Annotated in this window: 18 protein-coding genes; 10 read left to right on the top strand and 8 right to left on the bottom strand. The window is 59.2% G+C overall.

The window, feature by feature from the left end; genetic code table 11:
- The first annotated feature begins 3 nt into the window (after positions 1-3).
- Both gmhB and BM019_RS26300 read left to right on the top strand, forming a co-directional pair.
- A complete protein-coding gene (gmhB, locus tag BM019_RS26305; RefSeq protein ID WP_009041473.1) occupies positions 4-537 on the top strand; it encodes a D-glycero-beta-D-manno-heptose 1,7-bisphosphate 7-phosphatase in 534 nt (177 codons plus the stop codon).
- Positions 538-620: 83 nt separating this feature from the next.
- On the top strand, positions 621-1,391 hold the full coding sequence (locus tag BM019_RS26300) for a lysophospholipid acyltransferase family protein (protein ID WP_009041472.1): 771 nt from the start codon (positions 621-623) through the stop codon (positions 1,389-1,391).
- A 169-nt stretch (positions 1,392-1,560) separates the two neighbouring features.
- On the opposite strand, the gene BM019_RS26295 is transcribed toward BM019_RS26300, so the two are convergent.
- The 4 genes from BM019_RS26295 to BM019_RS26280 form a co-directional block, all read right to left on the bottom strand.
- The gene (locus BM019_RS26295; protein WP_092421628.1) at positions 1,561-3,876 is read right to left on the bottom strand and encodes a CHASE2 domain-containing protein; all 2,316 of its coding nucleotides are present in this window, start codon (positions 3,874-3,876) and stop codon (positions 1,561-1,563) included.
- 12 nt (positions 3,877-3,888) lie between these two features.
- Positions 3,889-4,875, bottom strand: a complete 987-nt coding sequence (locus BM019_RS26290; protein WP_092421505.1) for a FecR family protein — start codon at positions 4,873-4,875, stop codon at positions 3,889-3,891.
- Positions 4,876-5,073: 198 nt separating this feature from the next.
- Positions 5,074-5,763, bottom strand: coding sequence for an aquaporin Z (gene aqpZ, locus BM019_RS26285; protein ID WP_007921032.1), 690 nt, complete (start codon positions 5,761-5,763; stop codon positions 5,074-5,076).
- A 304-nt stretch (positions 5,764-6,067) separates the two neighbouring features.
- The gene (locus BM019_RS26280) at positions 6,068-6,352 is read right to left on the bottom strand and encodes a hypothetical protein (RefSeq protein WP_092421502.1); all 285 of its coding nucleotides are present in this window, start codon (positions 6,350-6,352) and stop codon (positions 6,068-6,070) included.
- Between the two features lie 231 nt (positions 6,353-6,583).
- Here BM019_RS26280 and BM019_RS26275 point away from each other — a divergent pair, with 231 nt between their 5' ends.
- Positions 6,584-7,300, top strand: coding sequence for a response regulator transcription factor (locus BM019_RS26275; protein WP_007921041.1), 717 nt, complete (start codon positions 6,584-6,586; stop codon positions 7,298-7,300).
- Between the two features lie 77 nt (positions 7,301-7,377).
- Here BM019_RS26275 and gyrB read toward each other — a convergent pair whose 3' ends face one another.
- From gyrB to dnaA, 4 genes are read right to left on the bottom strand one after another with little or no spacing between them, the layout of a single operon-like run.
- Positions 7,378-9,795, bottom strand: a complete 2,418-nt coding sequence (gene gyrB / locus BM019_RS26270) for a DNA topoisomerase (ATP-hydrolyzing) subunit B (protein ID WP_007924471.1) — start codon at positions 9,793-9,795, stop codon at positions 7,378-7,380.
- A 4-nt stretch (positions 9,796-9,799) separates the two neighbouring features.
- A complete protein-coding gene (recF, locus tag BM019_RS26265; protein ID WP_007924472.1) occupies positions 9,800-10,903 on the bottom strand; it encodes a DNA replication/repair protein RecF in 1,104 nt (367 codons plus the stop codon).
- A gap of 20 nt (positions 10,904-10,923) precedes the next feature.
- Positions 10,924-12,027 carry a DNA polymerase III subunit beta gene (dnaN, locus tag BM019_RS26260; protein WP_007924473.1) on the bottom strand — a complete coding sequence of 368 codons (1,104 nt, stop codon included), beginning with the start codon at positions 12,025-12,027 and terminating at the stop codon, positions 10,924-10,926.
- A 38-nt stretch (positions 12,028-12,065) separates the two neighbouring features.
- A complete protein-coding gene (gene dnaA, locus BM019_RS26255; protein ID WP_007924474.1) occupies positions 12,066-13,586 on the bottom strand; it encodes a chromosomal replication initiator protein DnaA in 1,521 nt (506 codons plus the stop codon).
- 567 nt (positions 13,587-14,153) lie between these two features.
- Between dnaA and rpmH the strand changes: the two genes are divergently transcribed.
- The 7 genes from rpmH (at position 14,154) to rsmG (ending at position 21,226) form a co-directional block, all read left to right on the top strand.
- A complete protein-coding gene (rpmH, locus tag BM019_RS26250) occupies positions 14,154-14,288 on the top strand; it encodes a 50S ribosomal protein L34 (RefSeq protein ID WP_003213577.1) in 135 nt (44 codons plus the stop codon).
- A gap of 16 nt (positions 14,289-14,304) precedes the next feature.
- Positions 14,305-14,706 (top strand): ribonuclease P protein component, encoded by a 402-nt coding sequence (gene rnpA / locus BM019_RS26245; protein ID WP_009041465.1) that lies wholly within the window; start codon positions 14,305-14,307, stop codon positions 14,704-14,706.
- Positions 14,699-14,944 carry a membrane protein insertion efficiency factor YidD gene (gene yidD, locus BM019_RS26240; RefSeq protein ID WP_010465488.1) on the top strand — a complete coding sequence of 82 codons (246 nt, stop codon included), beginning with the start codon at positions 14,699-14,701 and terminating at the stop codon, positions 14,942-14,944. Before rnpA ends, yidD begins: the two co-directional genes overlap by 8 nt.
- Positions 14,945-14,946: 2 nt before the next feature.
- Complete coding sequence (gene yidC, locus BM019_RS26235) at positions 14,947-16,629, top strand: membrane protein insertase YidC (protein ID WP_092421499.1); 1,683 nt, start codon at positions 14,947-14,949, stop codon at positions 16,627-16,629.
- A gap of 91 nt (positions 16,630-16,720) precedes the next feature.
- Complete coding sequence (mnmE, locus tag BM019_RS26230; RefSeq protein WP_092421496.1) at positions 16,721-18,091, top strand: tRNA uridine-5-carboxymethylaminomethyl(34) synthesis GTPase MnmE; 1,371 nt, start codon at positions 16,721-16,723, stop codon at positions 18,089-18,091.
- A 595-nt stretch (positions 18,092-18,686) separates the two neighbouring features.
- Positions 18,687-20,585: a tRNA uridine-5-carboxymethylaminomethyl(34) synthesis enzyme MnmG gene (gene mnmG / locus BM019_RS26220; protein ID WP_007924490.1), complete on the top strand. Its 1,899-nt coding sequence runs from the start codon at positions 18,687-18,689 to the stop codon at positions 20,583-20,585.
- Positions 20,582-21,226 (top strand): 16S rRNA (guanine(527)-N(7))-methyltransferase RsmG, encoded by a 645-nt coding sequence (rsmG, locus tag BM019_RS26215; protein WP_007924492.1) that lies wholly within the window; start codon positions 20,582-20,584, stop codon positions 21,224-21,226. The genes mnmG and rsmG overlap by 4 nt, the downstream gene beginning before the upstream one ends.

The following is a 21,226-nucleotide window of genomic DNA, read 5'->3' as shown; positions in this document are numbered from 1 at the left end:
TACGTGAAACTGCTGATTCTCGATCGGGACGGAGTGATCAATTACGACTCCGACGCTTACATCAAATCGGTGGAGGAGTGGATTCCGCTCCCCGGCTCGGTCGAAGCCATCGCGCAGTTGAGCAAGGCCGGCTGGACGGTAGCGGTCGCTACCAACCAGTCGGGCATCGCTCGCGGTTACTACGATGTGGCCACCCTCGACGCCATGCACGAGCGCCTGCGCGCTCTGGTGGCCGAGCAGGGCGGCGAACTCGGCCTCATCGTGTACTGCCCCCATGGCCCGGACGAAGGTTGCGCCTGCCGCAAACCCAAGCCCGGCATGTTGCAGACCATTGCCCGGCACTACGCAGTGGATCTGGCTGGTCTATGGTTTGTGGGCGACAGTCTCGGTGACCTGGAAGCCGCAAAAGCCGTCGACTCTCAGCCAGTTTTGGTAAAGACCGGGAAGGGCGAAAAGACCCTGGGTAAAACCCTACCGGTAGGCACCTTGATTTTTGACGACCTGGCGGCAGTTGCCGCTGAACTTATCCACAATTAGAGTCCTTCTGAGATCCTGACCAAGGATTGTTCGGGAGTGCGCTTTTTTAGAGGCGGGCAATGCCCGCAACGGTAAACGCCGCTATGTCGATCCTGCAGGCAATCAGAACCTTCTTCTTTTACCTGCTGCTGGGCACCAGTTCGTTGCTGTGGTGCTCCCTGAGCTTTTTTATCGCGCCCTTCCTGCCGTTCAAGGCGCGCTATCGCTTTATCAACGTCTATTGGTGCCGCTGCGCATTGTGGCTGACCAAGGTGTTTCTCAAGATCAACGTGGAAGTGAAGGGTGCGGAAAACATCCCCGAGCGCCCTTGCGTGATCGTCTCGAACCACCAGAGCACCTGGGAGACGTTCTTTCTCTCGGCCTATTTCGAACCGCTGAGCCAGGTGCTCAAGCGGGAGCTGCTGTATGTGCCGTTCTTCGGCTGGGCCATGGCCATGCTGCGTCCGATCGCCATCGACCGCGACAATCCCAAGGCCGCGCTCAAGCAGGTCGCCAGCAAGGGCGACGAGCTGCTCAAGGACAATGTCTGGGTACTGATCTTCCCGGAAGGCACCCGGGTGCCTTACGGCCAGATGGGCAAGTTCTCCCGCAGCGGCAGCGCCCTGGCGGTCAATGCCGACTTGCCGGTGCTGCCGGTAGCGCACAACGCCGGCAAATACTGGCCGAAGACCGGCTGGGTCAGGCACCCCGGCACCATCACCGTGGTGATCGGTGCGCCGATGTACGCCGAAGGCTCCGGACCACGGGCCATCGCCGAGCTCAACGACCGGGTCGCGGCCTGGAATGAGCAGGCGCAGCGGGACATGGGTTCGCTGCCTCCGGTAGCCGCGGCGCCGGACAAAATGGCCATCTGAGTTTCTGTGGATAACCTGTGTACCGTTTTATTGGAAATCGCTATATAAAATCCATAACCAGATGATTTATATACATATTTCCTAAACCCATAAAATACCGAAAAACGTGCATAAGTTTTCTGGATACGAAAAAACCGGCCTGGAGCCGGTTTTTTTCGCCTATCGATATTCAGTCCGTGAGTAGAGGCAATTGCAGGCTGAAGGTCGTCCCCTCGCCGACCACGCTACGGCAGACAATCCGCCCTTCATGCCGGTCGACCACCGCCTTGACCATCGACAACCCAAGCCCCAGGCCTTCGCTGCCCTGCGCCGAGGCGAAGCGCTGGTACTGCACGAACAGCTGCGGCAGTTCATCGGCCGCAATGCCTTTGCCCTGATCGGTGATATCGCAGGTCAGCCAGCCCTCCGTACACGCGACTTGCACCCGGACAGTCGAGCCCGACGGGCTGTACTTGATGGCGTTTTCCAGCAGGTTGAACAAGGCCCGGGTCAGCAGGGACTGATCGGCCAGCACCATGCCTTCGGCATCGTCGTCGAGGTCATGCACCAGCTGGATGTTTTTCAGCTGGGCGATGGTCATGGCCTGGTCGAACGCATCCAGCACCAGCATGGCGAACATGCTCGGCTGGAACTGATAGGCCTCGGACTCGGCCTTCGCCAGTTGTACGAAGGCTTCGGTGAGCCCCAGGGCGCGACGCACCTGGAGTTCGATCTGGCTGTAAATCCGCGTGTCGCCCGAGCCCTGGTGCCGCTGTACATCGAGTAAGGCCAGGATCGCCGAATGAGGCGCGCGCAGGTCATGGGACAGGAAGCGCAACAGGGTGGCCCGTTGCTGTTCGGCGTCTCGTTCCAGGCTCAGGTCGGTGAGGCTCAGCAGCCAGCCGATCGGCGTATCGCTGTCGATCGGCAGCAAGGGCGCCAGGTCCACGCGCAGGCTGCGCTGCTCAATATCCCGAAACTCCACAGGCTGCAGTTGCGACAGGGCAGGGCGTTGCCCGTCCTGCAAACCGGGATAACCCAGGCCGGCCAACTGGTGGACCAAGTCCTCGCCGATCAGCGCGTTGCCAAACACTTCGCGGGCGTTGCGATTGGCCAGCAACACACGGCCGTCCGGATCGCTGATCAGGGTAGCCACCGGCAGGTATTCCAGGCCGTCGGCAATGAACCGGCGAGTGTCGCGGGTGCGGCTCAATGCCTGCTCCAGGGCCACGATCTGCCCCTGCAGTACATCCCCTGCGGGAGCCTGAGTGCGTCGGCGCTCGGGCAGTACCTTAGGCTCGCTGTCCAGGCGCGCCAGCTCCCAGCCGAAGTAGGCCAGGATCACGCTCAGGCGGCGCCAGTTCCAGATCAGGTACGCCAGCAACATCCCCAACAGGCTGGCCACCGGTGGCCACCACAGCCCCAGGCGCAGCAGCCCGGCCGAACCGAGCAGGGCTGCCGCCATGCAGGCCAGGGTCAGCCACAACGCATGCCGCGGCCGCACCAGCAGCAATCCCAGCAGGGCCGCTACCAGCAGCACCGACAGCGCCGCGACCGGCCATTGCCCGAGGGCGACGATGGTGCGCTGCTGCAACAAGCCATTGAGCAGGTTGGCCTGGATCTCGATACCTGGGGTGGTGCCGACACTGGCCGACTGCGGGGTGACATAGCGGTCACCCAGGCCGGGCGCGGTGGTGCCGATCAGGATCAGCTTGTCGCGCAACAGCTCCGGCGGGACTTCGCCGCGCAATACGCTGACATAAGGAACACTGGGGAAACCGCCATGGGGACTGATGAAGGGGATGCGTACTGGGTTGCTGCGCAGCCAGCCCTGGGCGATTTGCGCGGTGTCCGAACCGGGCATCGACAGGGCCGTGCCCGGGTATGCCTGTTGATAAAGCAGCCAGGCCAGTTGCGCCTTCGGTGCCTGCGGTGGGCCTTCGCGCAGATAGACGCTGCGAACCGTGCCGTCGGCGTCGGCCTCGGCATTGATATGGCCGACCGCCTTGGCGCACTGACTCAACGCCGGCACCGGTTCGATCTCACCCAGCGGCTGGCCGTAGCGGGCCACGCTCTCGCGCAGCAGGGGCAGGAATACCTTGCCCTCGCGGCAGACCGCCTGGGCCAGTCGTTGATCGTTTTCGGGAATGCTGTCGGGTTCGCTGAAGATCACGTCGAACAACACGCCCTGGACCTTGGCCGCCGTCAGCCGATCCAGCAGGTCGGCGTGCAGGGTGCGCGGCCAGGGCCACTGGCCCAGCTGCTGCAGGCTGTAGTCGTCGATGGTGATCATCAGCAGCCGCGAATCGACCGGCAGCGGGCTGAGCCGCCGCAGGTTGTCATACAGCAGGTTATTCAGCGCCAACCCGTGGCTCAACGACAGCAGGGCGGTCAAGGGCAGCAGGATCAGGCTGACCCATGCCCATTCCCGCACCAGACCGCCAAACAGTCGCTGGGCTTGCGTCGGCTCCCGGCCCTCGGGTCGGCGCCAGCGCCTCACCGACAAACCGCCGCGCACTTACTGAACACGCGTGGTCCTGGGGTAATAGAAGATGTCATAGACGCCCGTCTCTCCTTCGAGTCCGTGCTCATCGAAAGCAGAAAGGCGGACATGATAAAAAAACGCTTCCAGGCCGCTGAAGTTGACTTCCGGCGTGCTGGAGAATTGTTCCTGCTTGATATTGAGGAAGCTTTTGTCGGTCGCCACCTGGGCCCGGTAACGCTTGGCGCCCGGCAAGGGCTTCATGATCAGTTGCCAGACCGGCAGATCGCCCGTCTGGCCCGCCTGGCCCATCAGTTGCGGCGCGGGTAACAGATCGACTGGCTTCAGCGGGCCTTCTTTCTGGATGCGCAAACCCTGGCGAGCCATGACCTGGACTTCACCGGGAACCGGCCCGACCGGTTTATCCACAGGGCGTTTCTTGCCCAGGGTCTTTTTCGGCGCTTCGTCGTCTTCGCGGTTGACCGCTACCTGGCCGTTGAGCACTTCCACCAGCGACTGCTGATCGTCGTTACGCACCCGGAAGTGCGTGCCGCGTACACCCAGCACGCCGATCGGCGTGACGATCTGGAAACGGTCGTAATCGCTCGGGCGCTTGATGACATAGGATTCGATCTGCCCCTGCTCGAGCGCGACCTGGGGGATCGCATGTTCTTCGTTCAGGTGCAGGGTGATCTGGGAACTGGAGGGCAGTACCACCAGCGAGCCATCACCCAGGGACAGGCTGACGAATGCCGAAGGCGAGGTCTTCACCCCTTCGAGTTCATCGACGCTCATGCCTTCTTCCAGGGGCACCTGGTTACCCTTGGCATCCAGCTTCCAGGCTTCGCCCGTGAGGTGCTCGACCGTCGCCGGCAACGGCTGGCCACGGCATTGCTGGTTTTCATCGATATAGAGAGGGCGCTTGGGTGCTGCAACGGCAACCTGCACCGTGGAAAAGGCCAGTGCGCTACCGAGAAGAAACGACACGAGCATGGCCCGGTGGCGGATGTGCAAGGAGGTCATGGGTTCATAGGTCCGTAGTCGCGCTCTTCTGAAGTCCGTGCCATTAGAACTGCATTGTTAGCGTTCTGACCATACCTCTCGAACCAAGGCCGGCCAGGGTCATTCCCTTACGGGACAAACAGCACAACCGCTGGAGAGCGGCTGCGCTGCTTGGCTCCATGCCGGCCGGATGCGAATCGGCGCATCCGGCCACACGGGTCAGTCCCGCTCGATGGAGATCAACCGATAGGCCAGGGCTCCCAGCCCTGCGCCCAACAGAGGTGCTACCCAGAACAGCCACAGCTGGGACACTGCCCACTCACCGGCGAAGAAAGCTACCGCGGTGCTGCGGGCCGGGTTGACCGAGGTATTGGTGACCGGAATGCTGATCAGGTGGATCAGGGTCAGCGTCAGGCCAATGGCAATCGGGGCAAAACCGGCTGGAGCACGCTTGGCGGTGGCACCCAGGATGATCAGGAGGAACATCGCCGTGAGCACAACTTCGGTCAACAGCGCAGCAAACATCGAGTAGCCACCAGGCGAGTGCTCACCATAGCCATTGGCCGCGAAGCCCGCCGACGCGTCGAAACCGACCTTGCCGGAAGCGATCAGGAACAGCACGCCACCCGCGGCGAGTCCACCGAGAACCTGGGCGACGATATAAGGCAGCAGCCGGCTACCCGGGAAACGCCCACTCAACCACAGGCCAACCGAGACTGCGGGGTTGAGGTGAGCCCCGGAAATCGGACCCAATGCATAAGCCATGGTCAGGACGCTCAGGCCAAAGGCCAGGGCTACCCCCAGATAACCGATCCCGAACTGCGGAACGCCGGCCGCCAGTACGGCGCTCCCGCACCCGCCCAGGACCAACCAGAACGTACCGAAAAACTCAGCGCCGAATGTCTTCATCAGAGGCCTTCACAGATAAAAAATGAGGAGTTGTTTGTTGGCTGGCGGCGCCGTGGGGCCGCGCGGGAGAGGAGGGATGACACATCCCTGTGTCGAAGCATTACGTCCTGAGGAGGCACTCCCTGTATTCCCCTGTACTGCAAATCGAGGCCAGGCCTCGGTCTGACGCCCGCCAATCCGGCGGTTGACACTCCCTGTGTCGGAGCACTTCCGAATGCCCCTGTGTGCCACTCAGCGACTACGAATTTACCGGCATGGTGTGGAGGCCGGGCCGGTTTGCAATATTTGTTCAGAATTGTCTGATCTAGAACACCCAACGCTGCTGCTCCTGATAGACCATTGGCTGGGTCATCTGTGGCGCGCTGATCGGAGCGAATCCCTGGGAATCGCTGAACCCGATAGTGGTTACGGACGGGCTGAAATAGCGCTGCACCGGCAAGGCGTAGTCCGAAGACGGCAGCGCAGGCTGCTCCGCGGTTGAACCCAAGCCCAGGCAAGCCGCGAGCATCAGTGTGGTAAATCGAGCCAGGCCCGCTGCCCGCGCAATGCCTGCGTAGAGCAACCGCCCCTTCCCCAGAAGGTTCCCCATAGTCCTTTTCCTCGCACATTCGAGCCGGTATCGTTCTGCAATGAATGCAGGCCGGATGGACAGTACTCCTGTCGGCTACCGGCTATATGACATCAGCGTATCGAGCAAAGGTATGAACCAGAGCAATTCGCCACAATTGTTCAGATTCGTCTGATCAGCCTAAACTCAGCGCCAGGTAAGGCCTCAAATAAAGCCATCAGCATTCTCTCGCGATAAAAGGAACTGCCCCGCATGCGTGTCGCAATACTGGATGACGAGCCCGCCGAACTGGCGCGGGTGGAACAGACACTGCGACAGATCCCCGGCCCCGGGGAACAGCCATGGACGCTGCACAGCTTCGAGCGTGGCGAGGACCTGCTGCGGCAGCTGCGGCGCGAAACCTTCGACCTGCTGATTCTCGACTGGCAGTTGCCAGACCTCAGTGGGCTGTCGTTGCTGCGCTGGACCCGTGAACACATGGAGGCACCACCGGCGGCCATCATGCTCACCAGCCGCGATGCCGAGAGCGATATCGTCCAGGCCCTGAACACCGGTGCCGACGACTATGTGAGCAAACCTTTCCGCCCCAACGAACTCAAGGCACGGGTAACCGCCGTCCTGCGGCGTCATGGCTTGCAGCGATCGGCAGCCGTCGAGGTGCAAACCTTCAACGACCTGGCCTTCGATGACGCCGAGCTGACCGTGACCCGTGCCGGCAGCCCGATCAGCCTCACCGAACGCGAGTACCGCCTGGCCCGCTGCCTGTTCGCCAACCTGGGTCGGCCGTTATCCCGGGAATACCTCTACGAACGCTTCTGGACCCACGAGGAAATCGTCTCCTCCCGTCCCCTGGACACTCACATCTACCGCTTGCGCAACAAGCTGGGGTTGACCGCGGATCGTGGCTGGCAGTTGCTGACCATCTATGGTTATGGCTATCGCCTGGAAAGTGTTTCAGCGGCCGAGTAGGGCGCCTCTTTTTACCAGGCAATAAAAAAGGCCAACGCTGAGCGTTGGCCTTTTTCATTTCGGCGATGCAACCCGGATCAGAAGTCCAGGTTGGATACCGCCAGGGCGTTGCTTTCGATGAAGTCACGACGAGGCTCGACCGCATCACCCATCAGGGTGTTGAAGATCTGGTCGGCGCCGATGGCGTCTTCGATGGTGACCTTGAGCATGCGGCGCACGCTTGGGTCCATGGTGGTTTCCCACAACTGATCCGGGTTCATCTCGCCCAGACCTTTGTATCGCTGGATGGTGTGGCGCTTGGTACTTTCGGTCATCAGCCAGTCCAGGGCTTCCTTGAACTCGGTCACCGCCTTCTTGCGCTCGCCGCGCTGAATATAAGCGCCTTCGTCCAGCAGGGAGCTCAGTTGAGCGCCGAGGGTGACGACGGTCTTGTAGTCATTGCTGCCGAAGAAGTCGCGGTTGAAGGTGACGTAGTTCGACAGACCGTGGGAGATCAGTTCGACCTCTGGCAGCCACACATTACGTTCACGGTCTTCACGCAGACTGGCCTTGTAGACCAGGCCGGACTTCTCGACGGTGCGCAGGCGGACTTCATACTGGGCCAGCCAATCCTGCATCGCCGCGTGATCGGAGAGTTGCTCCAGACTCACGGCCGGCAGGTAGATGAAGTGCTCGGTCAGCTCTTGAGGGTACAGGCGCGACAGACGCTTGAGGGTCTTCATGACCATGCGGAAGTCGTTCACCAGGCGCTCCAGCGCCTCGCCGGAAATACCCGGTGCTTCTTCGTTCAGGTGCAGGCTCGCATCTTCCAGGGCCGACTGCGTCATGTACTCTTCCATGGCGTCGTCGTCTTTGATGTATTGCTCTTGCTTGCCTTTCTTGACCTTGTACAGCGGCGGTTGAGCGATGTAGATGTAGCCACGCTCGATCAGCTCCGGCAACTGACGGAAGAAGAAGGTCAGGAGTAGGGTACGGATGTGCGAACCGTCGACGTCGGCGTCGGTCATGATGATGATGTTGTGATAACGCAGCTTGTCGATGTTGTACTCTTCGCGGCCGATGCCGCAACCGAGTGCAGTGATCAAGGTGCCGACCTCTTGCGAGGAAATCATCTTGTCGAAGCGCGCTTTCTCGACGTTGAGGATCTTGCCCTTGAGCGGCAGGATCGCCTGGGTCTTACGGTTGCGTCCCTGCTTGGCGGAGCCGCCAGCAGAGTCACCTTCCACCAGGTAGAGTTCGGAAAGGGCAGGGTCTTTTTCCTGGCAGTCCGCCAGTTTGCCCGGCAGGCCGGCGATATCCAGCGCGCCTTTACGACGGGTCATCTCACGGGCTTTACGCGCTGCTTCACGGGCGCGGGCGGCGTCGAGCATCTTGCCGACCACCAGCTTGGCTTCGTTCGGGTTTTCCAGCAGGAAGTCGGAGAAGTACTTGCCCATTTCCTGTTCGACCGCGGTCTTCACTTCGGAAGACACCAGCTTGTCTTTGGTCTGGGAGCTGAACTTCGGATCCGGCACCTTGACCGAAATGATCGCGGTCAGGCCTTCGCGGGCATCGTCACCGGTGGTGGCGACCTTGTGCTTCTTCGCCAGGCCTTCCTGCTCGATGTAGTTGTTCAGGTTACGCGTAAGCGCCGAACGGAAGCCCACCAGGTGGGTGCCGCCGTCGCGCTGCGGAATGTTGTTGGTGAAGCACTGCAGGTTTTCGTTGAAGCTGTCGTTCCACTGCAGGGCGATTTCCACGCCGATGCCGTCTTCACGCTGCACATTGAAGTGGAACACCTGGTTGACCGCAGTCTTGTTGGTGTTCAGGTATTCAACGAACGCACGCAAGCCGCCTTCGTACTTGAACAGCTCTTCCTTGCCGCTGCGCTCGTCCTTCAGAACGATACCGACACCGGAGTTGAGGAAGGACAGTTCACGAATCCGCTTGGCCAGGATGTCCCAGCTGAAGTGGATGTTCTTGAAGGTCTCGCTGGAAGCCTTGAAGTGAATCTGGGTACCGGTGGTTTCGCTGTCACCGACGATCGCCATAGGTGCCTGAGGCACACCGTGAACGTAGGTCTGTTCCCAGATCTTGCCACTGCGGCGAACGGTCAGGACCAGTTCTTCGGACAGGGCGTTCACTACCGACACACCCACACCGTGCAGACCGCCGGATACTTTGTAGGAGTTGTCGTCGAACTTACCGCCGGCGTGCAGCACAGTCATGATGACCTCGGCTGCGGAAACGCCTTCTTCTTTATGCACGTCTACCGGGATGCCGCGACCGTTGTCACGCACGGTAATGGATTCGTCCGGGTGGATGATGATGCTGATGTCGTCGCAATGGCCGGCCAGAGCTTCGTCGATCGAGTTATCGACCACCTCGAACACCATATGGTGCAGACCGCTGCCATCGTCGGTGTCACCAATGTACATACCGGGACGTTTGCGTACGGCATCCAAACCTTTCAGCACTTTAATGCTGCTCGAGTCGTACGTGTTTTCTTCGCTCATGCCTTCACTCCCGATGGTCGTGGGTCTGGGTGATACGGCCCTGTTCCACGTGGAACAGGGCAACTGGCGTTTCCGTCTGCCAGCCTTCCCTCAATAATTCGTGGTCTACACAGGTGATGAACACCTGGCAGCGTAAGTCTTCCAACAAGCGACAAAGTGCGCGGCGATGCTGCTCGTCCAGTTCGGACGGCAAGTCATCCACCAGATAAATACACTGACCGCGCCGGGCCTGGCTGACCAGATGCCCCTGGGCGATCCGCAAGGCACAGACCACCAACTTCTGCTGACCGCGGGACAAGATGTCCGCAGCGTTGTGTGCGCCCAATCTGAGACGCAAATCAGCACGTTGGGGGCCGGCCTGGGTATGACCCATTTGCTGATCACGATGGAGGGATGTCGCGAGCACTGCACTGAGCTCTCGCTCTTTATCCCAACCACGGTAATAGCTAAGCGTTAAGCCCTCGAGCTCTACCAGCTCGCTCAAGGTCCGCTCAAAGACTGGTTTCAAGGCTTTGATATAAGCGCGGCGGTATTCATCAATTTCAGCGCTGGCCTGACACAGTTCCCTGTCCCAGGCTGCTTGCGAAGCGGCGTCAAGTGTACCATGCCGCAGCCATGAGTTCCGCTGCCGCAGGGCCTTCTGCAAGCGCTGCCAGGTTGACATGAAGCGGGGTTCCACGTGGAACACGCCCCAATCAAGGAACTGGCGCCTGATTTTCGGAGCACCTTCCAGCAAGCGGAAACTGTCCGGGTTGATCAACTGCAGGGGCAGGATCTCCGCCAGTTGCGCCGCGCTGCGGGCGTTCTGCCCGTCGATGCGAATCTGGAATTCACCCTGGCGATCGCGAGATATTCCCAGGCTGCTGTGTCCTCCTTCCGCCAGCTCGACCTGACCAAACACCGTACAGGCGAGTTGCTCGTACTGGATCACCGGCAATAAACGAGCACTGCGAAACGAGCGAGCAAGCCCCAGCAAGTGGATGGCTTCCAGCACGCTGGTTTTGCCACTGCCGTTGGCGCCGTAGAGGAGATTGATGCGGGGAGAGGGGGAGAAGGTCACCGGGTGCAGATTGCGCACCGCGGTGACCGAGACGCGACTGAGGGACATCTAGCTTCTGCTGAGCATGATTACAGGCGCATCGGCATGACAACGTAGGCCGAGTCGTCGTTGTCGGATTCCTGCACCAGCGCACTGCTGTTGGAATCGGACAGGATCAGGCGTACCTGTTCGGTGGTCATCACGCCCAACACGTCGAGCAGGTAGCTCACGTTGAAGCCGATCTCCAGCGAACCGCCGTTGTATTCCACACCTACTTCTTCTTCTGCCTCTTCCTGCTCCGGGTTGTTCGCCTGGATTTTCAGCTGACCGTTGGCCAGTTGCAGACGGATACCGCGGTACTTCTCGTTGGACAGAATCGCGGTACGGCTGAAGGCCTCACGCAGCGCCTGACGGTCACCCAGTACCAGCTTGTCACCGCCCTTAGGCAGCACACGCTCGTAGTCCGGGAACTTGCCGTCGACCAGCTTGGAGGTGAAGGTGAACTCGCCGGTGGTAGCGCGGATATGGTGCTGACCCAGCACGATGCTGACGATGCCATCCGGCTCGGTGAGCAGGCGGGCCAGTTCCAGGATACCTTTGCGCGGCACGATCACCTGGTGGCGATCCGGCTGACCGATATCGGCCTGCATCGAGCACATGGCCAGGCGGTGACCGTCGGTGGCCACGGCGCGGATGATGCCGGCGGAGACCTCCAGCAGCATGCCGTTGAGGTAATAACGCACGTCCTGCTGGGCCATGGCGAAGCTGGTGCGCTCGATCAGGCGACGCAGCTTGCTCTGCTCCAGCTGGCAGGTCAGCGAACCCGGGCCTTCTTCCACGGTCGGGAAGTCGTTGGCCGGCAAGGTGGACAGGGTAAAGCGGCTACGGCCAGCCTTGACCACCAGCTTCTGCTCGTCGACCTTGATGTCGATCAGCGCATCGTTCGGCAGGCTCTTGCAGATGTCCATCAGCTTACGCGCCGGGACAGTGATTTCGCCTGGCTCCGCCGGCTCTTCCAACTGCACGCGACCGACCAGCTCGACTTCCAGGTCGGTACCGGTCAGCGACAGTTGCTGGCCTTCGACAACCAACAGCACGTTGGAAAGTACCGGCAAGGTCTGACGACGTTCGACGACGCCGGCGACCAGTTGCAGGGGTTTCAACAGGGCTTCGCGTTGAATGGTGAAATGCATGGTCTAGTCCCTTGCCTTAATAAGCTGCGCTGGAGTCATCAAGTGGTCAGAGTACGCAGCAGGTTCTTGTAGTCCTCGCGGATGTCCGCGTCGGATTCCTTAAGTTCATTGATCTTGCGGCATGCGTGCAAGACCGTAGTGTGATCGCGGCCGCCGAACACATCGCCGATTTCCGGCAGGCTGTGGTTGGTCAGTTCCTTGGACAAGGCCATGGCTACCTGGCGCGGACGCGCGACAGAACGCGAGCGACGCTTGGACAGCAGATCGGAGATCTTGATCTTGTAGTACTCGGCGACAGTACGCTGAATGTTATCCACAGAGACCAGCTTATCCTGCAGGGCCAGCAAGTCTTTCAGCGATTCGCGAATCAGCTCGATGGTGATATCGCGCCCCATGAAGTGCGAGTGGGCGATGACACGCTTGAGCGCACCCTCCAGCTCGCGCACGTTGGAGCGAATCCGCTGGGCAATGAAGAACGCCGCATCGTGAGGCAGTTCGACTTTGGCCTGGTCGGCTTTCTTCATCAGGATCGCGACGCGGGTTTCCAGTTCCGGTGGCTCTACCGCCACCGTCAGGCCCCAGCCGAAGCGCGATTTCAGGCGTTCTTCCAGGCCTTCGATCTCCTTCGGATAGCGGTCACTGGTGAGAATCACCTGTTGGCCGCCTTCGAGCAGGGCGTTGAAGGTGTGGAAAAACTCTTCCTGGGAACGCTCCTTACGGGCGAAGAACTGGATATCGTCGATCAGCAACGCATCCACCGAACGGTAGAAGCGCTTGAATTCGTTGATCGCGTTGAGTTGCAACGCCTTGACCATGTCCGCCACGAAGCGCTCGGAATGCAGGTACACGACCTTGGCATTCGGGTTCTTCTTTAATAGGTGGTTACCCACAGCGTGCATCAAGTGGGTCTTACCCAAACCTACGCCCCCATAAAGGAAGAGCGGGTTGTAACCATGCTTGGGGTTGTCGGCTACCTGCCAGGCCGCGGCGCGGGCCAGCTGGTTGGACTTGCCTTCCACAAAGTTTTCGAAGGTAAAGGTGCGGTTCAGGTAACTGGTGTGCTTGAGCGCACCTTCCACCTGAACGGTGCGCTGTTCGGCGCGTACTGGAGCCTGCTGCGAGCTGGCCCCCGCCATCGGGTCGAAGCTGTCACGAGAGGGTTCTTCGCTGACTTCGGCGGCTTTCTGGGTCGCCGGTTTGGTCGGTGCGGCCGGAGCCGGCGCAGCGACTGGGGCGGCAGCGGCTGCCTGCTGAACCTGAGAGGCAACCGCGGCGGCCAGCGGAGCATTGGGTGCCGCACGAGGAGCGGAACTGCGTTTGCTGCCTATTAATAAGGAAAGCGCCGGCGCCATGCCATTGCCATGCTCATCCAGCAGCTCGAGCACGCGGCCCAGGTACTTTTCGTTGACCCAATCGAGAACAAAACGATTCGGTGCGTATACACGCAACTCGTCGCCTTCGGCTTCGACCTGTAGCGGACGGATCCAAGTGTTGAATTGCTGGGCAGGCAGCTCATCACGCAGAAGCTCCACGCACTGCTGCCAAAGTTCCACTGACACGGATATCCCCTAAGTTGAAAGCCGGTGAGGCAAAAACAAGCCGCCATTGTAGCGACCAGACGCACACTTATCCACATGTAGGTTGATCACAGGGCACTACGAATCAACGCTTTATCCCGAAAAAACACGACCAATGGTATGTGCATAAGCTCTGTGGATAACCATGCCTGAGGGCATTGCACAACTGGGGGCGAAAATCGGTGGATAACCAGCTTGTGGATAACTCACCTTTCCACACACAGCTTTTCCGATAGCGCAGCACAGGCAGAGCACCGTTTCTCGACAGTGTTGTCATTCTCTGTACATCACGGTCTACAAGGGCTGAATGTAGTTATCCACAGACAGAGGCATCCCTAGCCTTTATAAGCGTTACAGAAAAGCTTTAAATAATTCCCTTCTTTATTTTTATATCTGGTTGACCGGGTTCTTCAGTCTTCGATGTGGAGATACCCAGACAAAGGAAAAGCTGGTTGGAAATTGACCTAGAGGCTTGCTTTCTCTAGAATCGCCGATCTCTTAAAACGGGGGCCATTCCGGCCCGTTGTGGACGAACCAGGTAACACGACAATGAAACGTACTTTCCAACCAAGCACTATCAAACGCGCTCGTACCCACGGTTTCCGTGCTCGCATGGCTACCAAGAACGGTCGTGCCGTCCTGTCGCGTCGTCGCGCCAAAGGTCGTGCGCGTCTGGCAGTTTGATACTCCGGCACTGGAGGTGAGTCAGGACTTCAGTCGGGAAAAGCGTCTGCTTACCCCCCGGCATTTCAAGGCAGTCTTTGACTCCCCTACCGGCAAGGTTCCGGGGAAAAATCTCCTGCTCCTTGCGCGCAACAACGATCTGGATCATCCCCGTCTGGGGCTGGTTATCGGAAAAAAGAGCGTCAAGCTCTCCGTTGAGCGCAATCGCCTCAAACGTCTGATGCGCGAATCGTTTCGCCTGCACCAGGATGCTCTGGTCGGCTGGGACATCGTTATCGTCGCGCGCAAAGGTTTGGGCGATGTAGAAAACCCCGAATTGATTCAGCATTTCGACAAGCTCTGGAAGCGTCTGGCCCGTAACAAGCCGGCACCAGCAGCCAAACCCGAAACTGTAGGGGTAGACAGCCCGAATGCGTAAACTGGCACTCGTTCCGATCCAGTTTTATCGCTATGCCATTAGTCCTCTGATGGCCAGTCACTGTCGTTTCTACCCCAGCTGTTCCTGCTACGCGTATGAAGCCATCGAAAATCATGGCCTTCTGCGCGGTGGCTGGCTGACCTTTCGTCGTTTAGGTCGCTGTCATCCGTGGAATCCCGGTGGTTATGACCCGGTTCCACCTATCCCTACCTCCCGTTCTTCTTCGATGGCCGAGTAATCATGGATATTAAACGCACGATCCTGATCGTCGCCCTGGCAATCGTGTCCTACGTCATGGTTCTTAAGTGGAACCAGGATTATGGCCAGGCTGCCCTGCCGACTCAGAATGTTGCTGCCAACACTGCCACCCCGGCTCTACCGGATACGCCTGTTGGTAACAATGCTTCCGCCAGTGCCGATGTACCCAGCGCGAATACCGATACCAGCACCCCTACCGAAACTCCGGTAGCGGCAAGCAAAGACCTCATCCAGGTAAAAACGGATGTGCTCGATCTGGCTATCGATCCTCAAGGTGGTGATATCGCCCAGCTGAAGCTGCCGCTGTATCCACGTCGTCAAGACCATCCGGAAATTCCGTTCCAGCTGTTCGATAACGGTAGCGAACGTACTTATCTGGCGCAAAGCGGTCTGACCGGTACCAACGGTCCGGATGCCCGTCCTGCTGGACGCCCGGTTTACTCGACCGAGAAAAAGACTTATCAACTGGCTGACGGCCAGAATCAGCTGAATGTCGACCTGAAATTCAGCGATGCCGGCGTCAACTACATCAAGCGTTTCACCTTTACCCGCGGTCTGTACGATCTGAAAGTCACCTATCTGATCGACAACACCAGCGACAAGGCCTGGACTGGCAACCTGTTTGCCCAGCTCAAACGCGACGCCAGCTCCGATCCTTCTTCCAGCACCGCCACCGGTACCGCGACTTACCTGGGCGCCGCCCTGTGGACAAGTTCCGAGCCGTACAAAAAAGTGTCGATGAAAGATATCGACAAGGGCTCGCTGAAAGAAACCGTGCAAGGTGGCTGGGTTGCCTGGCTGCAACACTACTTCGTGACCGCCTGGATCCCGGCGAAGAACGAAAGTAACGTGGTGCAGACCCGCAAGGATAACCAAGGCAACTACATCATCGGTTTCACCGGCCCGGCGCTGACCGTTGCACCAGGTGCCAAGGCTGAAACCACCGCCACTCTGTACGCCGGTCCGAAGAGCCAGGCCGTGCTGAAAGAGTTGTCCCCAGGCCTGGAACTGACTGTCGACTACGGTATTCTGTGGTTCATTGCCCAGCCGATCTTCTGGCTGCTGCAACATATCCACAGCATTGTGGGTAACTGGGGTTGGTCGATCATCTTCCTGACCATGCTGATCAAGGGGATCTTCTTCCCACTGTCGGCGGCCAGCTACAAATCCATGGCGCGCATGCGTGCAGTGGCACCGAAACTGGCGGCTCTGAAAGAGCAACATGGCGACGATCGGCAGAAAATGTCGCAAGCCATGATGGAGCTGTACAAGAAAGAGAAGATCAATCCGCTGGGTGGCTGCTTGCCAATCCTCGTGCAGATGCCGGTGTTCCTGTCCTTGTACTGGGTACTCCTGGAAAGCGTGGAAATGCGCCAGGCACCGTTCATGCTGTGGATTACCGACCTGTCGATCAAGGATCCGTTCTTCATCCTGCCGATCATCATGGGCGCCACCATGTTCATCCAGCAGCAGCTGAACCCGACTCCTCCGGATCCGATGCAGGCCAAGGTGATGAAAATGATGCCAATCATCTTCACCTTCTTCTTCCTGTGGTTCCCGGCGGGTCTGGTGCTGTACTGGGTTGTGAACAACTGCCTGTCGATCGCCCAACAGTGGTACATCACACGTAAGATCGAAGCGGCTACCAAGAAAGCAGCTGCCTGACCTACTCTGTGGATAACCACTCAAAACGCCCCCTAGTGGGGCGTTTTGCTATCTGTCACTTTTGTCTGCCTCTTTATGTCTGGAGCGGGTTATGAATGTCCCTCGTGAAACCATCGCAGCCGTCGCCACCGCCCAGGGGCGTGGTGGTGTGGGCATCGTGCGTATTTCCGGACCGTTGGCCAGCATTGCCGCCAAGGCCATCAGCGGCCGCGAGCTGAAACCGCGTTACGCGCATTACGGGCCGTTTTTCAACGATCGGGACGAGGTCCTGGATGAGGGGATCGCCCTGTATTTCCCGGGGCCGAACTCCTTTACTGGCGAAGACGTGCTGGAACTTCAGGGCCACGGCGGCCCGATCGTCCTGGATATGTTGTTGCAGCGTTGCCTGCAGCTGGGATGCCGCCTGGCCCGGCCGGGGGAATTCAGCGAGCGCGCGTTCCTCAACGACAAGCTCGACCTGGCCCAGGCCGAAGCTATCGCCGACCTGATCGAAGCCAGTTCCGCACAGGCCGCGCGCAATGCCTTGCGCTCTTTGCAGGGGGCATTCTCCAAGCGTGTGCATAACCTGACCGAGCAACTGATCGCGCTGCGCATCTACGTCGAGGCGGCCATTGATTTTCCCGAGGAAGAAATCGACTTCCTGGCCGATGGCCATGTCCTGCAGATGCTCGACGCGGTGCGCGACGAGTTATCCACCGTGGTCCGCGAAGCTGGCCAGGGCGCCTTGCTGCGTGATGGCATGACTGTGGTCATCGCTGGCCGGCCGAATGCCGGCAAGTCCAGCCTGCTCAATGCCCTCGCCGGACGCGAAGCGGCGATTGTCACCGAGATCGCCGGCACCACCCGGGATGTGCTGCGCGAACATATCCACATCGACGGCATGCCGTTGCACGTTGTGGATACCGCAGGGTTGCGCGATACCGAGGACCAGGTGGAAAAGATCGGCGTGGAACGTGCCCTCAAGGCCATTAGCGAGGCCGACCGCGTATTGCTGGTGGTCGACGCCACGGCCCCGGAAGCGCTGGACCCCTTTGCCTTGTGGCCGGAGTTCCTGGAACAGCGGCCGGATCCGGCGAAAGTCACTTTGATTCGTAACAAGGCCGACCTGACCAACGAAGCGATCGCCCTGGAGGTCAGCGACGATGGCCACGTGACTATCAGCCTCAGTGCCAAGGCAGGCGGCGAGGGCCTGGAACTGCTGCGTGAGCACCTCAAGGCCTGCATGGGTTACGAACAGACTTCCGAAAGCAGCTTCAGTGCACGCAGGCGTCACCTGGAAGCCTTGCACCACGCCAGCGACGCGCTTGAACATGGCCGTGCGCAACTGACCCTGGCCGGTGCCGGCGAGCTGCTGGCTGAAGACCTGCGCCAGGCCCAGCAATCCCTGGGAGAAATTACCGGCGCTTTCAGCTCGGACGACCTGCTGGGCCGGATCTTCTCCAGCTTCTGCATCGGTAAATAACCCCATCTCCCTATAGGAGCAGCCGTTCGACGGCTTGGTTGCTCGTGATGCTCATGACGGTGTTCCGCCGGCATCACGGGCAAACCCGCTCCTGCAATCCCTCGTACTCCCCATCATTTCCAAGTTTGTCGGGCGCAATTGGGCGCTTCGGCGGATTTCTCGTGGGCGCCCTTTGGTCGGCTGAGCCTTTTTCTGTGGATTAAGCCCTGTGAATAACTGCCCTTAGGCTCAGTTGATAACAGGGCGTCAAAACTGAGGAAAACCCGCTCTGTGGATAAGCATCACTTTAATCCACAGGCTTACACCGGTTATCCAAGGGCCTCGTTGCTACCTAACCACAGACTTTTGAATCTCTGTACACGTTGAAAACAAAGGGCTGTATAAATCTATCCACAGATGGGTTGGTGCCTAAGAATAAACATAAAAACAAAGATTTAATAAATTTCTTTCTTTTTAATTTTTATTGTCCGTGAGTCATCCACAGCTGGTTAAATTTTGTGCAAAGGGTTCTTTAGGAAGGGCGAAGACCCTATACTTGTCCGTTATCCCAAGAACCCATCCTTTTTTACCCATATAAGCAGGCACGAGGTGCGTGGTGGATTTCCCTTCCCGTTTTGAAGTGATCGTCATCGGCGGCGGTCATGCCGGTACCGAGGCAGCACTTGCATCAGCACGCATGGGGGCAAAAACCCTGTTGCTGACGCACAACGTGGAAACCCTCGGAGCAATGAGCTGCAATCCCGCGATTGGCGGGATCGGTAAAAGTCATCTGGTCAAAGAAATCGACGCCCTCGGCGGCGCGATGGCCATGGCTACCGATAAAGGTGGTATTCAGTTTCGGGTGTTGAACAGCCGTAAAGGTCCGGCCGTGCGTGCTACCCGCGCCCAGGCCGACCGTATTCTGTACAAGGCTGCTGTCCGCGAAATCCTGGAAAACCAGCCGAACCTGTGGATATTTCAACAGGCAGCGGATGACCTGATCGTCGAACAGGACCAGGTCCGCGGCGTCGTGACCCAAATGGGCCTGCGTTTCTTCGCCGAATCCGTGGTGTTGACCACCGGTACCTTCCTCGGCGGACTTATCCACATCGGGTTGCAGAATTATTCCGGCGGCCGTGCCGGTGATCCGCCGTCGATCGCTCTGGCTCGCCGTCTGCGCGAATTGCCTCTGCGTGTCGGCCGCCTGAAAACCGGTACGCCACCGCGCATCGACGGCCGGTCTGTGGATTTCTCGGTGATGACCGAGCAACCGGGCGATACGCCGATCCCGGTCATGTCCTTCCTGGGCAACAAGGAACAGCATCCGCGGCAGGTCAGTTGCTGGATTACTCATACCAATGCGCGGACTCACGAAATCATCGCTGCAAACCTTGACCGTTCGCCGATGTATTCCGATGCCGGCTCGATCGAGGGCATTGGCCCGCGCTACTGCCCGTCGATCGAAGACAAGATCCATCGCTTTGCCGACAAGGAAAGCCATCAGGTCTTCATCGAGCCGGAAGGCCTGACCACTCACGAGCTGTACCCGAACGGGATATCCACAAGTCTGCCGTTCGATGTGCAGTTGCAGATCGTGCAATCGATCCGCGGCATGGAAAACGCACACATCGTGCGTCCCGGCTATGCCATCGAGTACGACTACTTCGATCCGCGCGACCTGAAGTACAGCCTGGAAACCAAAGTGATCGGCGGCCTGTTCTTTGCCGGCCAGATCAACGGCACCACCGGTTACGAAGAAGCCGGCGCCCAGGGTCTGCTCGCCGGTGCCAACGCCGCATTGCGCGCGCAGGGCAAAGACAGCTGGTGCCCGCGTCGCGATGAAGCCTATATCGGTGTGTTGGTCGACGACCTGATTACCCTGGGAACTCAGGAACCGTATCGGATGTTCACATCCCGTGCCGAATACCGCCTGATCCTGCGCGAAGACAATGCCGACCTGCGCCTGACCGAAAAAGGTCGGGAACTGGGTCTGGTGGACGATGTCCGTTGGGCCGCGTTCTGCAAAAAACGCGAAGGTATCGCTCTGGAAGAGCAACGCCTGAAAAGCACCTGGGTTCGTCCGGGTACCGAGCAGGGTGATGCGATCGCCGAAAAGTTCGGCACACCGCTGACCCATGAGTACAACTTGCTGAATCTGCTGAGCCGTCCGGAAATCGACTACGCTGGTTTGGTCGAAGTGACCGGGCAGGGCGCAGAAGATCCACAGGTCGCCGAGCAGGTCGAGATCAAGACCAAGTACGCCGGTTACATCGACCGCCAGCAGGATGAAATCGCTCGTCTGCGGGCCAGCGAAGACACCAAGCTGCCTGTGGATATCGACTACAGCAACATTTCCGGTCTCTCGAAAGAGATCCAGAGCAAGCTCGGCGCCACGCGTCCTGAAACCCTGGGCCAGGCCTCACGGATTCCGGGCGTGACCCCTGCAGCGATTTCGCTGTTGATGATTCACTTGAAAAAACGCGGCGCGGGCCGTCAGTTGGAGCAAAGCGCTTGAGTTCGCAGGTCACCTCGCAACATGCAGAAGAGTTATCCACAGGTGCTCGCCAACTCGGTGTCAACCTGACAGAAGCCCAGCACGAGTTGCTGCTGGGTTATCTGGCCCTGCTGATCAAATGGAACAAGGCTTACAACCTGACCGCAGTACGCGATCCGGATGAAATGGTCTCGCGTCATCTGCTCGATAGCCTGAGCGTGATGTCGTTCATCGAAAACGGCCGCTGGCTGGACGTTGGCAGCGGCGGCGGGATGCCGGGCATTCCATTGGCTATCCTGTTTCCGGATTCGCAAGTGACCTGTCTGGACAGCAATGGCAAGAAAACCCGCTTCCTGACCCAGGTCAAACTGGAACTGAAGCTGGATAACCTGCAAGTTATCCACAGTCGTGTCGAAGCTTTCCAGCCGCAGCAGCCATTCAACGGGATCATTTCCCGGGCATTCAGCAGCATGGAGAACTTCACCAACTGGACTCGCCACCTCGGCGACCGCGATACACGTTGGCTGGCAATGAAGGGCGTTCATCCCGCCGATGAGCTGGTAGCATTGCCGGCGGACTTCCACCTCGATAGCGAACACGCCCTGGCCGTACCCGGTTGCCAAGGCCAACGCCATCTGCTGATACTGCGCCGCACGGCATGA

Source organism: Pseudomonas sp. NFPP07 (assembly GCF_900115645.1).
In the GTDB taxonomy this organism is placed as follows: Bacteria; Pseudomonadota; Gammaproteobacteria; order Pseudomonadales; family Pseudomonadaceae; genus Aquipseudomonas; species Aquipseudomonas chlororaphis.
Note: the sequence above shows the minus strand (reverse complement) of the source record. Positions and strands in the feature narration are given on the sequence as shown.

Coding starts and splice junctions, on each gene's coding strand:
- BM019_RS26300 (WP_009041472.1), top strand. CDS start 621: ATGTCGATCCTGCAGGCAATCAGAACCTTCTTCTTTTACCTGCTGCTG.
- BM019_RS26290 (WP_092421505.1), bottom strand. CDS start 4,875: ATGACCTCCTTGCACATCCGCCACCGGGCCATGCTCGTGTCGTTTCTT.
- aqpZ (WP_007921032.1), bottom strand. CDS start 5,763: ATGAAGACATTCGGCGCTGAGTTTTTCGGTACGTTCTGGTTGGTCCTG.
- BM019_RS26280 (WP_092421502.1), bottom strand. CDS start 6,352: ATGGGGAACCTTCTGGGGAAGGGGCGGTTGCTCTACGCAGGCATTGCG.
- BM019_RS26275 (WP_007921041.1), top strand. CDS start 6,584: ATGCGTGTCGCAATACTGGATGACGAGCCCGCCGAACTGGCGCGGGTG.
- gyrB (WP_007924471.1), bottom strand. CDS start 9,795: ATGAGCGAAGAAAACACGTACGACTCGAGCAGCATTAAAGTGCTGAAA.
- recF (WP_007924472.1), bottom strand. CDS start 10,903: ATGTCCCTCAGTCGCGTCTCGGTCACCGCGGTGCGCAATCTGCACCCG.
- dnaN (WP_007924473.1), bottom strand. CDS start 12,027: ATGCATTTCACCATTCAACGCGAAGCCCTGTTGAAACCCCTGCAACTG.
- rpmH (WP_003213577.1), top strand. CDS start 14,154: ATGAAACGTACTTTCCAACCAAGCACTATCAAACGCGCTCGTACCCAC.
- yidD (WP_010465488.1), top strand. CDS start 14,699: ATGCGTAAACTGGCACTCGTTCCGATCCAGTTTTATCGCTATGCCATT.
- yidC (WP_092421499.1), top strand. CDS start 14,947: ATGGATATTAAACGCACGATCCTGATCGTCGCCCTGGCAATCGTGTCC.
- mnmE (WP_092421496.1), top strand. CDS start 16,721: ATGAATGTCCCTCGTGAAACCATCGCAGCCGTCGCCACCGCCCAGGGG.